General features: G+C 68.6%; 14 protein-coding genes. 5 read left to right on the plus strand and 9 right to left on the minus strand.

Annotated features, from left to right (window positions below; genetic code table 11):
- Positions 1-144 precede the first annotated feature (144 nt).
- Together OCL97_RS13810 and OCL97_RS13815 are read right to left on the minus strand one after the other, a co-directional pair.
- A complete protein-coding gene (locus tag OCL97_RS13810) occupies positions 145-366 on the minus strand; it encodes a hypothetical protein (RefSeq protein WP_377370534.1) in 222 nt (73 codons plus the stop codon).
- A gap of 7 nt (positions 367-373) precedes the next feature.
- A complete protein-coding gene (locus tag OCL97_RS13815; RefSeq protein WP_377370535.1) occupies positions 374-583 on the minus strand; it encodes a hypothetical protein in 210 nt (69 codons plus the stop codon).
- A gap of 219 nt (positions 584-802) precedes the next feature.
- On the opposite strand from OCL97_RS13815, the gene metZ reads away from it, so the two are divergent.
- Positions 803-1987, plus strand: a complete 1185-nt coding sequence (gene metZ, locus OCL97_RS13820; RefSeq protein ID WP_377370536.1) for an O-succinylhomoserine sulfhydrylase — start codon at positions 803-805, stop codon at positions 1985-1987.
- 34 nt (positions 1988-2021) lie between these two features.
- Here the strand turns inward: metZ and OCL97_RS13825 are convergent, their stop codons facing one another.
- The 4 genes from OCL97_RS13825 to OCL97_RS13840 form a co-directional block, all read right to left on the minus strand.
- A complete protein-coding gene (locus tag OCL97_RS13825) occupies positions 2022-2936 on the minus strand; it encodes an Hsp33 family molecular chaperone (protein ID WP_377370537.1) in 915 nt (304 codons plus the stop codon).
- Positions 2937-2983: 47 nt separating this feature from the next.
- On the minus strand, positions 2984-3919 hold the full coding sequence (gene argF / locus OCL97_RS13830; protein ID WP_377370538.1) for an ornithine carbamoyltransferase: 936 nt from the start codon (positions 3917-3919) through the stop codon (positions 2984-2986).
- Between the two features lie 112 nt (positions 3920-4031).
- A complete protein-coding gene (locus tag OCL97_RS13835) occupies positions 4032-5210 on the minus strand; it encodes an aspartate aminotransferase family protein (protein ID WP_377370577.1) in 1179 nt (392 codons plus the stop codon).
- A 175-nt stretch (positions 5211-5385) separates the two neighbouring features.
- A complete protein-coding gene (locus OCL97_RS13840) occupies positions 5386-6207 on the minus strand; it encodes an ABC transporter permease (RefSeq protein ID WP_304780957.1) in 822 nt (273 codons plus the stop codon).
- 221 nt (positions 6208-6428) lie between these two features.
- Here OCL97_RS13840 and gcrA point away from each other — a divergent pair, with 221 nt between their 5' ends.
- From gcrA to OCL97_RS13860, 4 genes are all read left to right on the plus strand, one after another.
- Entirely contained in the window at positions 6429-6929 is a 501-nt protein-coding gene (gene gcrA, locus OCL97_RS13845; protein ID WP_215342376.1) for a cell cycle sigma 70 cofactor GcrA, read from the plus strand.
- Positions 6930-6991: 62 nt separating this feature from the next.
- Complete coding sequence (xseA, locus tag OCL97_RS13850; protein ID WP_377370539.1) at positions 6992-8584, plus strand: exodeoxyribonuclease VII large subunit; 1593 nt, start codon at positions 6992-6994, stop codon at positions 8582-8584.
- Between the two features lie 28 nt (positions 8585-8612).
- Positions 8613-8831: a DUF2093 domain-containing protein gene (locus OCL97_RS13855; RefSeq protein ID WP_215342380.1), complete on the plus strand. Its 219-nt coding sequence runs from the start codon at positions 8613-8615 to the stop codon at positions 8829-8831.
- Positions 8832-8905: 74 nt separating this feature from the next.
- Entirely contained in the window at positions 8906-9661 is a 756-nt protein-coding gene (locus OCL97_RS13860) for a M23 family metallopeptidase (RefSeq protein WP_457852598.1), read from the plus strand.
- A gap of 131 nt (positions 9662-9792) precedes the next feature.
- Here the strand turns inward: OCL97_RS13860 and OCL97_RS13865 are convergent, their stop codons facing one another.
- The 3 genes from OCL97_RS13865 to OCL97_RS13875 form a co-directional block, all read right to left on the minus strand.
- Positions 9793-11061 carry an alpha/beta hydrolase gene (locus OCL97_RS13865; RefSeq protein ID WP_377370540.1) on the minus strand — a complete coding sequence of 423 codons (1269 nt, stop codon included), beginning with the start codon at positions 11059-11061 and terminating at the stop codon, positions 9793-9795.
- Positions 11062-11148: 87 nt separating this feature from the next.
- Positions 11149-11949 (minus strand): class I SAM-dependent methyltransferase, encoded by an 801-nt coding sequence (locus OCL97_RS13870; RefSeq protein WP_377370541.1) that lies wholly within the window; start codon positions 11947-11949, stop codon positions 11149-11151.
- Positions 11946-12863, minus strand: coding sequence for a lysophospholipid acyltransferase family protein (locus OCL97_RS13875; protein ID WP_377370542.1), 918 nt, complete (start codon positions 12861-12863; stop codon positions 11946-11948). Before OCL97_RS13875 ends, OCL97_RS13870 begins: the two co-directional genes overlap by 4 nt.
- Positions 12864-12998 lie beyond the last annotated feature (135 nt).

Consider the following 12998-nt stretch of genomic DNA (forward strand, 5'->3'; position numbering starts at 1 on the left):
CCCCAAGACAGTGCCTGGACTTCCACACCCCAGCCGAGGCCTTCTCCAGGGTGTTGCACTTCGAACGAGAATCCACATCCCGGCCTTCGCCGGGGTGAGCGGTAGGGTAGGGGCTAGGGCCTCTCCTCCCCCGCCCCCCTCCGCCTAGTGCTTACCCCGTCCGACCTTGGCGGCGATCTCGGCCAGCATGGCGATGGCGGCGCCCACCCCAAACAGGGCGAGCGCCTCACCGAAGTTGGCGGCCGGGCGCAGCACCGCCGGAACCCAGCTTTGCAGATGGTCCGACAGGGCCAGGATCACGAGGTTCAGCGCCCCGAAGAAGGTCAGGAGCAGACTGAAGACCCGGATCGCGAAATTGACCGGCATGGCCGGTCTAGTAGCTCTTGGCGGGACGCTTGGCGGCGATCTCGGCCAGCAGATATATCATGGCGCCGAGGCCGAGCAGGCTCACCGACTGGGCGAATCCTTCCACCAGCATCAGCTGTTTCGGAATGGAAGCCAGGACCGAGGCCGGCAGGAAGCCGATGGCGACGTTGAGCAGGCCCAGCACAACCAGGATCAGGCCGAGAAGGCGAAACAGCATATTGAGCGGCATTAGGTGGTGTCCTCCCTATAGTTGAGCTGAGGTTGCCGTGTTTTTGGGCAAGTCGGAAGCCGATTCAGCCAGACGGCGAACGGTGAAGCTTGACCCCGAGGCGCGCCGTGAGGTTGATGCCGCCCTCCCTGAAGGCTTTCGCAGGAAAACTGGATTCCGGTTTGGCGCGCGAAGGCGCTTTCTGCGGACGTCTTAGAGGAGCGCCCCATGGCCGAAGATCCGAACACCTGGCAGCAAGAGACCAAGCTGGTGCGCGGCGGTATGGCCCGCTCTCCCTATGGCGAAATCTCCGAGGCCCTCTTCCTGACGCAGAGCTTCTCGTACGAGAGCGCCAGCGCGGCCGACAAGCGGTTTTCCGGCGAGGAGCCGGGCTTCATCTACCAGCGCTTCGGCAACCCCACGACCCAGATGTTCGAGGACCGGCTGGCGCTGCTGGAAGGCGCCGAGCAGTGCCGCGCCACCGCGTCGGGCATGGCCGCGGTGCATGTGGCCCTGCAGGGCCTGGTTCGGGCCGGCGACCACATCGTGGCCGGCCGGGCCCTGTTCGGATCCTGCCGCTGGATCCTGTCGGAACTGATGCCCCGCTACGGGGTGGACGTGACCTTCGTCGACGCCACCGACATTGAGGCCTGGAAGAACGCCGTGCGGCCCAACACCAAGGCCTTCCTGGTGGAGACGCCCGCCAATCCGCTGCTGGAGGTGACCGCCATCGGGGCCGTCGCCGACGTCGCCCATGCGGCCGGCGCCAAGCTGGTGGTGGACAATGTCTTCGCCACCCCGCTCTTCCAGAAGCCGCTGGCGCTGGGCGCCGACATCGTCGTCTATTCGGCTACCAAGCATATCGACGGCCAGGGCCGGGTGCTGGGGGGCGCGATCCTCGGCGGCGCGGAGCTGATGACCGAGAGCTACAAGGACCTGCTGCGCCACACCGGGCCGGCGCTGTCGCCGTTCAATTCCTGGGTGCTGGTCAAGGCCCTGGAGACCCTGGAGCTGCGGGTCACCCGCCAGACAGAGAACGCCGCCAAGGTGGCCGACGCCATTGGCGCGCACGCCAAGTGCCGGCAGGTGATCTATCCCGGCCGCCCCGACCACCCCCAGGCCGCCATCATCGCCAACCAGATGTCCGGCGGCGGCAGCGTCGTGGCCTTCGACCTGGGCAGCCGCGAGGCCGCCTGGCGCTTCCTCGATACGCTCGCCATCGTCGACATCTCCAACAACCTGGGCGACGCCAAGTCCATGGCCACCCACCCGTCCACCACCACCCACCGCTCCATGCCGGAGGCCGAGCGCCTGAGCATCGGCCTCACCGAGGGCTGGGTGCGGATGAGCGTGGGGCTGGAGGGGTCGGGGGACCTGATCCGCGACGTCGAACGGGCCCTGGACGCGGCCTGAGGCCTTAACCCTCCCCCTCGATGGGGGAGGGTTGTCAGGCCTCAGCCTTCAAATCCGCCGGGTCGACGGAAAAGGTGCTGGAGCAGTACTCGCAGGTCACCTTGATCAGGCCGTCGTCCTCCACCATCTCGGCGCGCTCCTCGGGCGAGAACGAGGTCAGCACGCTCTCGATGCGGTCCTGGGAGCAGCGGCAGAAGGCCTTCAGCGGCTTGGCCTCGAAGACCCGGACCCCGTCCTCGTGGAACAGGCGGAACAGCAGGGTTTCGGCCGAGATGGTGGGGTCGATCAGTTCGTCCTCGCCGATGGTCTCGAAGAAGGCCTGGGTGCGGACCCAGGCCTCCGCCGTCGGACCACGGTTCTCGTCCTCGGCTATGTTCTGGATCAGCATGCCGCCGGCCCGCCAGCGCAGGCCGTCGCCCAGATCGGCCTGGCCCACCGCCAGCCGCACCCGCGTGGGGGTCTGTTCCGACTGGGCGAAGTACTGCTCGGCGCACAGGGCCAGGGTCTCGCCCTCGATGGTGGTGATGCCCTGGTAGCGGTCCATGTCGGCGCCCTGGTCGACGGTCATGATGAAGACCCCCTCCCCCAATAGCGTCTTGGCCCCCGGCCGCACGAAGCCCTGGGCCGCCTTGGCCACGGCGTCGGGGTCGTAGCGGCAATAGCCGCGCAGGGCGCCGTCGGTGTCGTAGTCCACCACGACGTAGCGGACCGGGCCGTCGCCCTGGGCCTGGACGATCAGCCGCCCGTCGAACTTCAGGTTGGAGCCCACCAGGGCGGCAAGCGCGCAGGCCTCGCCCAGCAGGTTGGCGACGGATTCGGGATAGTCGTGGGCCGCCAGGATCTCGTCCACGGCGGCGCCCAGCCGGGCCAGGCGGCCGCGCACGGGCTCACCCTCGATCTGGAAGGGGGCGACGAGGTCGTCGGGGGCGGCGGTGGTGTCGATGCTCATGGGCGGGCCATATAGGGAAAGGCCCGCCGCTTTGCGAGCGTGGCAGATCAGCCGATGGCGCCGAAGCACCAGGCCAGGATCGACTTCTGGGCGTGGATGCGGTTCTCGGCCTCATCCCAGGCGAGCGAGCGGGGACCGTCCAGCACCTCGCCGGTGACCTCCTCGCCCCGGTGGGCGGGCAGGTCGTGCATGAAGACCGCGCCGGGATTGGCCTTTTCCATCAGGGCTTCGGTGACCTGATAAGGGCCCAGCGCCGCCAGCCGGTCGTCGCGATCGGTGTCGCCCATGGAGACCCAGGTGTCGGTGATCACGCAGTCGGCGCCGATGACGGCCTCGAGCGGATTGTCGCTCACCTCGATCCGGCCCTGCAAGTCGGCGGCGCGGGCGAGATCGACGCGGTCGGGATGGTACCTGGCGGGGCTGGCGATCTTCAGCTTGAACCCGAACACGGGCGCCGCGTGGATGAAGGTCGAGCAGACGTTGTTGCCGTCCCCGATCCAGGCCAGCGTTTTACCTTCAACTGACCCGCAGCGCTCCTCGAAAGCCAGCAGGTCGGCCAGGATCTGGCAGGGGTGGCTCTTGTCCGACAGGCCGTTGATCAGCGGCACCTTGGAGACCTCGGCGAAGGTCTCCAGATCGGTGTGACGGTTGGCGCGGATCATCACCGCATCGACCATCCGCGAGAGCACCATGGCGGTGTCCTCGATGGTCTCGCCGCGGCCCAGCTGCATGTCGTTGGCCGTGGAGATGATCACATTGCCGCCGAGTTGGCGCATGGCGGCGTCGAAGGAGAAGCGGGTGCGGGTGGAGTTCTTCTCGAAGATCATGGCCAGGGTCCGCTCGGCGCCGGGCGCGTCGGCGTCGATGCGGCCCTGGGTCCAGCCCTTGCGCGCGGCCTTGCGGGCCTTGGCGTCATTGAGGATCACGCGCAGGTCGGCGGGGGGTATCCGCCAGAGGTCGAGGAAGTGTCTGACTTGGGTCATTGGGGATCCCCCAAATCCCGCTCACCCCGGCGAAGGCCGGGGCCCAGGTTCATCCTGAGAGCGAGAAGTCCTAATCTGGGTCCCGGCCTTCGCCGGGATGAGCGGAGTTAAATCAGGCCGCGGCTTTCGCCGAGGTTCGCGCCGCTTCGCAGGACGCTTCCAGTTTCGAGATGGCTTCCTGGGCTTCTTCCAGGGTGAGCGTCAGCGGCGGAAGCAGGCGCACGCAGTTGTCGCCGCCGCCGGCGATCAGCATGTGCTGGTCGCGGGCATGCTGCATGAACTCGCGGTTGGGCGTCTTCAGCTTGATGCCGATCAGCAGGCCCTTGCCGCGGATATCCTCCACCACGTCGGGGAAGCGTTCCTGCAGGCCAGAGAGCTGCTGCACGAAATAGCCGGCCACTTCACGAACGTGGGCCAGGAGCTCGGGACTGTTGAGCTCCTCCATGGCCGCCAAGCCCACGGCCATGGCCAGGGGGTTGCCGCCGTAGGTGGAGCCGTGCGAGCCGACCGTCATGCCCTGGCCGGCCTCGGCCGTGGCCAGGCAGGCGCCGACCGGGAAGCCGCCGCCGAGCGCCTTGGCGATGGCCATGATGTCGGGCGCCGCGTCCTTGGCCCACTCATGGGCGAAGAGCTTGCCGGTCCGGCCCAGGCCGCACTGGATCTCGTCATAGATCAGCAGGGTCCCGGTGTCGTCGCACAGGCGGCGCAGGGCCTGGAGCTGCTGTTCGGTGAGGGAGCGCGCGCCGCCCTCCCCCTGCACCGGCTCGACGATGATCGCCGCGGTGGTGGGGCCGACCAGGGCCTTGAGAGCCTCCATGTCGCCGAACTTGGCCTGGATGAAGCCCGGCATCGGCGGGCCGAAGCCCTCCAGGTAGGCCTTGTTGCCCGAGGCGTTCACCGCCGCCAGCGTGCGGCCGTGGAAGGAGCCGTCGAAGCCGATGATGTCGATGCGCTCCGGGTGACCCTTGGCCCAGTGATACTTACGCGCGGTCTTGATGGCGCACTCGATGGCCTCGGCACCGGAGTTGGTGAAGAACACCTCGTCGGCGAAGGTCGCGTCGGTCAGCACCTTGGCGAGCTTTTCCTGGCCCGGGATCGTGAAGATGTTGGACACGTGCCAGAGCTTTTCGGCCTGGTCCTTCACCGCCTGCACCAGCTTGGGATTGGCGTGGCCGAGCGCGTTGACGGCGATGCCCGCCATGCAGTCGAGGTAGGCCTCCCCGTCGGTGGTGAAAAGTCGCGCGCCCTCGCCTCGCTCGAACGCCAGCGGGGTGCGGTTGTACACGCCCATGATGTGATCGCTGGGGACGGGCGCGGCTTGCGTCGCGGTCTTTTCAGTCACTGGGGATACCTCCCAAAAGAGAAGCGTCCCCGGCGCGTGGCGGCGGGGACAGGAAGGCTCGACGTTTTCGTCTTCGAACCCCGCTCTGTCAATATTCTTGGGCGACGACCGGTGTGTGACGCGCTCAGGTCTTGAGTTTGTAGCCGGTCTCGAACATCCACAGGCAGATGCAGCTGAAGGCGATCACCAGGCCGGCGGTCATGCCCATGCCGGCGATCAGCGAGCCCTCGGCGTGGCCGATGAAACCATAGCGGAAGCCGTCGATCAGATAGAAGAACGGGTTGTAGTGGCTGGCCGAGCGGAAGGGCTCGGGCAGGCGCTCCACCAGATAGAAGGTGCCCGACAGGAAGGTCATGGGCATGATGATGAAGTTGGTCACCGCCGACATGTGGTCGAACTTCTCCGACCAGAGGCCGGCCATGACGCCGAGCAGGCCCAGGATCATCGAGGCGCCGGCGCCGAAATAGAGGATCGCCCAGAGGTGGGTGACCGGCAGGTCGGCGAAGGGCAGGACGGCGAGCCAGGTGACCGCGCCCACCACGATGCCGCGGGTGGCGGCGCCCAGCGCGAAGCCGGCGACATGCTCCAGGGGCGTCAGAGGTGGGGTGAGGAAGTCGCCGGTCAGACCGTTCATCTTAGCCTGCAGCAGGCTCGACGACGAATTGGCGAAGGCGTTGTTGAGGATCTGCATCATGATCAGGCCGGGCGCCACGAAGGTGGCGAAGGCCACGCCATGGACCGGGACCCTCGCGCCCTGGGCGGCCACCACGAAGACCATCATGTACAGCAGTGCGGTGACCACCGGGGCCGCCAGGGTCTGCATACCCACCTTCCAGAACCGGCGGATCTCGCGGAGATAGAGGGTGCGCAAGCCGGCCCAGTTGACCCCGTGATAGTCCCGGGGCTCGGGCGGCATAACGGCTGCGGCGTCGGGCATATCCTTCATGGGCGCTCATGTGCGCCCAGGCCGCGGGAAGCGCAAGAGTGCGGCCTTCCGACGCTATATGTGGTTCCTGTGGATGAAGACAGGGGCGCCTATTGTGGGTCTTAAGGATCTGTTTACGATATCTGGTAGTTGGTGATGTCGTGAGTAGCGCGCTGCCACAACATATTGATCCTGGGTCTGCCGCGCGGGGCTGATGGAACCAGGACACGCGGAGCAAGACCATGGGTTGGACAGACGAACGCGTCGAAAATCTCAAGAAGCTCTGGCAGGACGGCCTGTCCGCCAGCCAGATCGCCAAGCAGCTTGGCGGGGTCACCCGCAACGCGGTGATCGGCAAGGTCCACCGGCTGGGACTGTCGGGCCGCGCCACCCCCTCCAAGCCCGCCCGCCCGGTCTTCAAGGCCCCGCGTCCGCAACGCGCCGTGGCGCAACCCGCCGCCCCGCGCCGCATCGCCGAGCCCCTGGTGGCCCAGGCGCCCGTGCCGGCTCCGGTCCGCTATATCGACGAGGCCCCCGGCTCGGCCACCGTGCTGACCCTCGGCGCCCACATGTGCAAGTGGCCGATCGGCGATCCCTCCACCGATGGCTTCACCTTCTGCGGCCGCCGCCAGGATGACGGCCCCTATTGCGCCGAACACGCCCGGGTCGCCTATCAGCCGGCCCAGGCCAAGAAGCGCTCGGGCCCCAACGAACTGGCCCGTTCGCTGCGCCGCTACATCTAGTTTCACGCTTGGAGAGCGGGCGAGGGTTTGGGTTTCGATCCAGCCCTCGCTAATCTCTTTGCATGACCGATCTCGCGCCAGAGTCGACCGACTCAAACGCCAAAGCCTATTCCGTCTCGGAACTCGCGTTCGCGCTCAAGCGCACGCTTGAGGACGCCTACGGCTTCGTCCGTCTGCGCGCCGAGCTGTCCAAGGTCACCCACCACGGCAACGGCCACGTCTATCTCACGCTGAAGGACGAGCGCGCCGCCATCGACGGGGTGGTGTGGAAGGGCTCGGTGAAGAACCTGTCGGTCCGGCCCGAGCAGGGGCTGGAGGTGATCGTCACCGGCAAGATCACCACCTACCCCGCCGGCTCCCGCTATCAGATCGTCATCGAGACCATGGAGGCCGCGGGCGTCGGCGCCCTGCTGGCCCAGCTGGAGCGGCTGAAGGCCAGGCTCCAGACCGAGGGGCTGTTCGAGACTTCGCGCAAACGCCCCCTGCCCGCTATGCCGATGGTGGTCGGCGTGATCACCAGCCCGACCGGGGCGGTGATCCGCGACATCCTGCACCGCATCCGCGACCGCTGGCCCTGCCGGGTGATCGTCTGGCCGTGCGTGGTCCAGGGGGACGCCGCCGCCGCCCAGGTGAGCAACGCCATCGCGCGCTTCAACGCCTTGGCCCCCGACGGACCCGTGCCCCGCCCCGACGTGCTGATCGTGGCGCGCGGCGGAGGGTCGGTGGAGGATCTCTGGGCCTTCAACGACGAGGGCCTGGCCCGGGTGGTGGCCGCCGGCACCATCCCGCTGATCTCGGCGGTGGGGCACGAGACCGACACCACCCTGATCGACTTCGTCTCCGACCGCCGCGCGCCGACGCCGACGGCGGCCGCCGAGATGGCCACGCCCGTCCTGGCCGAGCTGCGCGCCGCCACCCTCGATTTGACGTCGCGCCTGCACCGCCAGGGCGGCCGCATCGTCGAGGATCGCCGGCAGCGAGTGGCCAACGCCAAGCGGGCGTTGGACCGGGTTCGAGACCTCGTGGAAATGGCCGCCCAGCGCTTCAATCTAACGGCCAGCCGGTTGGCCGCCGCTTTGGACCGCAACTTCGCGATCCACGACACACAGCTGATCCGCGCCACCTCACGCTTGACGCCAGGGCTGCTGCAGCGGCCCCAGCAAGCCCGCGCCGAGCGGCTGGCGGGCGTGTCACCACGCCTCGCGGCGGGCCTCGAACGCAATGTCGCGGCTCACCGCGCCGAGCTGAGCCGCGCCGCCGCCCGCCTGGTCCCGACCTTGCTTCAGCGTCCGCAGGAGCAGCGGGCCCAGGCTCTGGCCCGAACCTTTATCCGCCTGCAGCCAGCCCTGGCCCGCGGCCTGGAGCGGATGACCGAGCGGCTGGCTTATCAGGCTAAGCTGCTGGCGCCCCTCGACCCCAAGGCCCCGCCTCGCCGGGGCTTCGCCAAGGTGATCCGGGCCGATGGCTCCCTGGCCCTGGACGGCGCATCCCTGCGCAGCGGCGAGGGGGTGAGCCTGGTCTTCGCCGACACGACGCGCGAGGCCACTATCGACGGCACGCCCACCGCCGCGCCTGAGCCGCCACCTGCCCCAGCGCGCGCCGTCCGCGCGCCCAAGCCGCCCGCGACACCTTCCGCGCAGGGCGACCTGTTCTGAGGCCACCCTCTCGTTTAAGATGGCGCCCATGAACGCCCATGACCTTTCCGGATCCACCGCCGACCTGGCTGTCGTCCACTATGGCGACGGCGAGTTCGTCGTCCTGAAGCCGGGCCGCTATGTGGTCTGCGCCGTCTCCGGGGTGAAGGTGCCGCTGGAGGCCCTGCGCTACTGGAGCGCGCCGCTGCAGGAAGCCTATGCCGGCCCCGCCGAGAGCCTGGCCCGCTGGCAGGCGACCAACCGCTGAACCGGCGCGGCGCCCTTCTGGGTCTCGGGGCGATCAGCCTCTGGACCCCGGCGCGCGCCGCCGGGCCCGGGCTGTTGCTGACCGGCCGCTACCAGCAGGGCGGCTTCGCCATCGGCCGCACCAGCCCCCGCGCCAGGGTCTTCGTGAACGGGGTGGATGAGGGCCTGGCTTCGGAGGCCGGCTATTTCATCGTCGGTTTCGACCGCGACGCCGAGCCCCAGGCGATCATCCGCGTGGTGAATGCCGACGGCGAGGCCAGCCACATGGCCCAGATCGCGCCCGGCGACTTCGACATCCAGCGGATCGGCGGCCTGGCCAATAACCAGGTCAACCCTACGGGCGAGGCCCTGCTGGCCCGCATCCGGGCTGAGGCGGGCCGCAAGGCCCAGGGCTTCGCCAGCCGCGCCGACCTGGACGGGTTCAAGACCGGCTTCATCGCGCCTCTGGCCAAGTACCGGATCAGCGGTCGGTTCGGCGGCCAGCGCGTGCTGAACGGCGAACCCCGCACGCCCCACTACGGGGCCGACCTGGCCGCGCCGGCCGGCGCCTCGATCCGCTCACCGGCGGCCGGCGTCGTGGCCTTCGCCGAGACCGGCATGCACTTCGAGGGCGGCCTGACCATGATCGACCATGGCCAGGGCCTGATCAGCCTCTATCTGCACCAGTCGCGGGTGGACGTCCGGCGCGGCGAGATGGTGAGCCAGGGTCAGGTGATCGGCGCCGTGGGCAAGGAGGGCCGCGCGACGGGCCCCCACCTCTGCTGGCGCATGAAGTGGCGCGGGCGGAACCTGGACCCGACCCTGATGGTCGGGGCGAGGACGCCGGCCTAGAGCCTGATCCGTTGAGGTGGAATCGCTTCGCGATTCCGCCGATGCGGTGGATCAGGCTCCAGATATAAGCGAGAGCATGATTCACGCCTGAGCCGGGACCGCTGCGCGGTTCCGTCTCAAGCGATCATGCTCTAGGGCCTGCCAACCTCGACAATCCAATCACAGACGGCCTTGATGACCGACGGGTCCAGGGTGGTCTCGATCTCCCCGTACTCCGATGGCGCGCCGGTGATCGCCGGCTGCAGGAAGTGGTTGAGGCCTGGCAGGGTCACGACGTTGGCCGATGGATTGGCGGCCATGATCTTCGCCGCGTGGGCCCTTGGCGGAGTCTGCAGGTCCATGCCGGCGAACACCACCAGGGCCGGGCAGGTCAGGCCCCGCAGGCCCGCCGTGTGGTCGTAGGTGGCCCAGTAGCGGCGCCAGGGCGAGGCGGCGATGGCGGCGCGGCTGTCCAGGCGCTCTGGCGGATAGGCTTCCGCCGCCAGGATCTCCCTGGCGAGGGTCACGGTCTCTCCGGCGGTCGGGGCCTTGGAGGCTTCGGAAAGCGCCCGGACAAAGCGCACGGTGCGATCGAAGTCGCGGGGGACGCCGCCCACAACCCGCGCGGCGTTAAACATCTCGGCCTCCAGGATGAGCTCATCGGGCACGCCGGTGGGGGTCATCATCACGCAGAAGGCGATGGTGGGGTCGGCCGCGGCGAGGTCAGCCGAGATGTGGCCGCCTTCGCTGTGGCCCAGCAGGCCCACGACGCCGATGTCGGTCCGGTTCCGCAGGACGGCGACGGCGCAGGCGAGATCCGCGGCGAAGTCCGCCGTCGTGGCGGTGTCGAAACGGCCCTCGGAGGCGCCGACACCGCGCTTGTCGTAGCGCAGGGTGATGAAGCCGCGACGGGTCAACTGGTCGGCCCACAGGGCGAAGGGCCTGTGGCCGGCCACCATCTGGTCCCGGTCAGTCTGGCCGAACCAGGAGGAGAGGACGAGGGCGGTATGCGGGCCAGGCTCCGACGGCCGGGTCAGGGTTCCCGACAGCTTGGAGCCGTCAGCGCCGGTGAAGGTGACGGTTTCGGTCTCATACGGGAATGGCCGCGCGGGCGTCTGCGGCCGGGCCGCGTGGACGGCTGGCGCCGCCAGGCCAGGCGCGAAGCTCACCGGGAAATCGACCGCGTTGTGGAAGCAGGTCCCCTCCAGCCTCTCGCCTACCCGTTGCAGGTCGAGCACGATATCGAAGGGGACGCTTCCGAAGGCGACCCTCTGGCCGTCCCGGGCCAGCGGCAGTTCCAGAACCCCGGCGGCGCGGGTGTTGAGCCACGCCGTGTCGCCGTCGAGCCGAAACCCGAGTTTCACCTTCACCGCGCCGGTGTCGAGGACACCGTGCCAGTCGCCATGGATATCTGAGGTCATGACCGGAAAATCGGCGACGTCCGGCGGCCTGGCAAAGCACAATAGCTTGGCTTGATCGGCCCCGCGCGGGCTGCCACCCTGTCACCGTCAAGCGATGCGAGCGCACCACAGATAGCGCCGCCGCCGGAGGTCCAGCCCCTCTGGTCCCGCATGTTTCGCCATCACCGCCTGCAGGGACGGCAAGGCGCTTTCCAGGGGTTGGGCGCGCAGCCCCAGGCCATGGAACTGGTTCCAGGCCAGGTAGGCGTAGAGTTGGCGTGCGTCGGTGAAATGCTCCGGCACATCGAAGCTCCAGCCCGAATGCAAGGCCAGATCCGCCTGCGCCAGCAGGCCTGAGATGTGGCCGGCGATGTCGAAGTCCCGGGCGGGCTCTGACCGCAGGTCCTCCGGCAATTCGTCGTCCCAGGCATGGCGCGGCGACGGCGCCGGATTGAGCTGGATCAGCCAGCCTCCGGGCCGCACCACGCGGGGCGCGTCGAGGATGAAGTTGGTGGGGCCGCGCCGGGACACAATCAGGTCCACGCTGGCGTCGCCCATGGGGATGCGCGGCCGGCCGCCATTGGCGCCCGCGCTGGAGTTCGAGCAGATCAGCTCGACGTCCTTCAGCCCCGCCTGGTCGGCCCGCTCGCGGGCGATGCGCACGAAGCCTTCCGAGAAATCGTAACCCACATAGCGGGCCACCTGGGGGGCGAAGCGCAGCACGTCGGGGCCGTGGCCACAGCCGGCCTCCAGCACGGTCAGGTTCGGCGACAGATGGCGTTCCACCAGCTCCGCATAGGCCTCCTCGCCGTCGCCGGCGCCAAGATTCGAGGTCCAGGGATAGAAGAAGCCGCCCTGCCCCGCCGCCAGGGCGTCCATGCGCTGGATGGCGTTCAGGGCCCCGCTCACTTGCGGCTCCGCTTGTAGACCTCGTTGGGCCAGCGCTTGTGGACCCAGAACCATTCGGTGGGCCGGTCGCGGATGCGGTCCTCGATGAAAGCGTTCACCTGGGCGACGCCGGCGGCGATGTCCTCATTGCGGTGACCGGTGTTGGCCAGGTGGATCGGGTCGTGAACCACCACCTTGAAGCGCGCCTTGTGGGTGCGTTGCACCGACATGGGCTGCAGCGGAATACCGAAGCGCAGGGCGAAGCTGGAGGGTCCTGGCGCGGTGTAGCAGGTGACGCCGAACAGCGGCGCGGCCACCCCACCGTTGAACTTCTGGTCGTTCATCAGGGCTACGCACTCGCCCCGCCCCAGGGCCCGGATCAGTTCGCGGGCGCTCTCGGTCCCTTTCGGGGCGAACAGCCGGACGCCATAGCGGAAGCGGCTGCGGCGGAAGCTCTCGTCCACATGGGGGTTGTTCATCGCCCGATAGGTGATCTGGCAGGTGATCCCGGCATGGACGATAGCGGCGGGCATCACCTCCATCGAGGAGAAGTGGCCCGAGATGAACACCACCGATTCCCCGCTGTCGGCGATCTGCCTCAGCCGCTCGGCGTTCACCACCTCGACCCGGGTCGGGTCGCCCACGATCTTGTCGAGGATGGGGAATTCCAGGGCCACCCGCCCGGCCTCGGCCCAGCTCTCACGGGTCAGGCGCGCGATCTCGGCCTCGTCGGCCTGGGGGAAGGCGATGCGCAGGTTGGTCTGCACGACCTTGTGAGTGCTGGTCAGCGGCCCCAGGCGCTGGAACAGCCAGGCCCCGAAGTCCGACACCGCATCGATGGGGAACAGCCGCGCCAGGCCGGTGACCAGGTCATAGGCCAGGGCCTCGAGCCGCCAGACGACGTGCTGGGCCAGGGAGGGTCGCGTCTCCGCCATGCCCCCTCCTAAACGCGCGCCCCGATCCGTGCAACGCGAGCCGGAGTCCCCTGGCGCGCGACTTGCCGGTTTCAGGCCAGACCGTCTCGCTTTGGGACGGGCGCCAACAGATACGAAGAAGGGGGCGGTGCATCC

Origin of the sequence: Phenylobacterium ferrooxidans (assembly GCF_042714595.1) — a bacterium.
GTDB classification, from domain to species: Bacteria; Pseudomonadota; Alphaproteobacteria; order Caulobacterales; family Caulobacteraceae; genus Phenylobacterium; species Phenylobacterium ferrooxidans.

Bases quoted from the DNA above. Each gene is read 5' to 3' on its own strand.
- metZ (WP_377370536.1), top strand. From the start codon at position 803: ATGGCCGAAGATCCGAACACCTGGCAGCAAGAGACCAAGCTGGTGCGC.
- OCL97_RS13810 (WP_377370534.1), bottom strand. From the start codon at position 366: ATGCCGGTCAATTTCGCGATCCGGGTCTTCAGTCTGCTCCTGACCTTC.
- gcrA (WP_215342376.1), top strand. From the start codon at position 6,429: ATGGGTTGGACAGACGAACGCGTCGAAAATCTCAAGAAGCTCTGGCAG.
- OCL97_RS13865 (WP_377370540.1), bottom strand. From the start codon at position 11,061: ATGACCTCAGATATCCATGGCGACTGGCACGGTGTCCTCGACACCGGC.
- OCL97_RS13825 (WP_377370537.1), bottom strand. From the start codon at position 2,936: ATGAGCATCGACACCACCGCCGCCCCCGACGACCTCGTCGCCCCCTTC.
- OCL97_RS13875 (WP_377370542.1), bottom strand. From the start codon at position 12,863: ATGGCGGAGACGCGACCCTCCCTGGCCCAGCACGTCGTCTGGCGGCTC.
- xseA (WP_377370539.1), top strand. From the start codon at position 6,992: ATGACCGATCTCGCGCCAGAGTCGACCGACTCAAACGCCAAAGCCTAT.
- OCL97_RS13855 (WP_215342380.1), top strand. From the start codon at position 8,613: ATGAACGCCCATGACCTTTCCGGATCCACCGCCGACCTGGCTGTCGTC.
- OCL97_RS13835 (WP_377370577.1), bottom strand. From the start codon at position 5,210: ATGGGCGTGTACAACCGCACCCCGCTGGCGTTCGAGCGAGGCGAGGGC.
- argF (WP_377370538.1), bottom strand. From the start codon at position 3,919: ATGACCCAAGTCAGACACTTCCTCGACCTCTGGCGGATACCCCCCGCC.
- OCL97_RS13840 (WP_304780957.1), bottom strand. From the start codon at position 6,207: ATGAAGGATATGCCCGACGCCGCAGCCGTTATGCCGCCCGAGCCCCGG.
- OCL97_RS13815 (WP_377370535.1), bottom strand. From the start codon at position 583: ATGCTGTTTCGCCTTCTCGGCCTGATCCTGGTTGTGCTGGGCCTGCTC.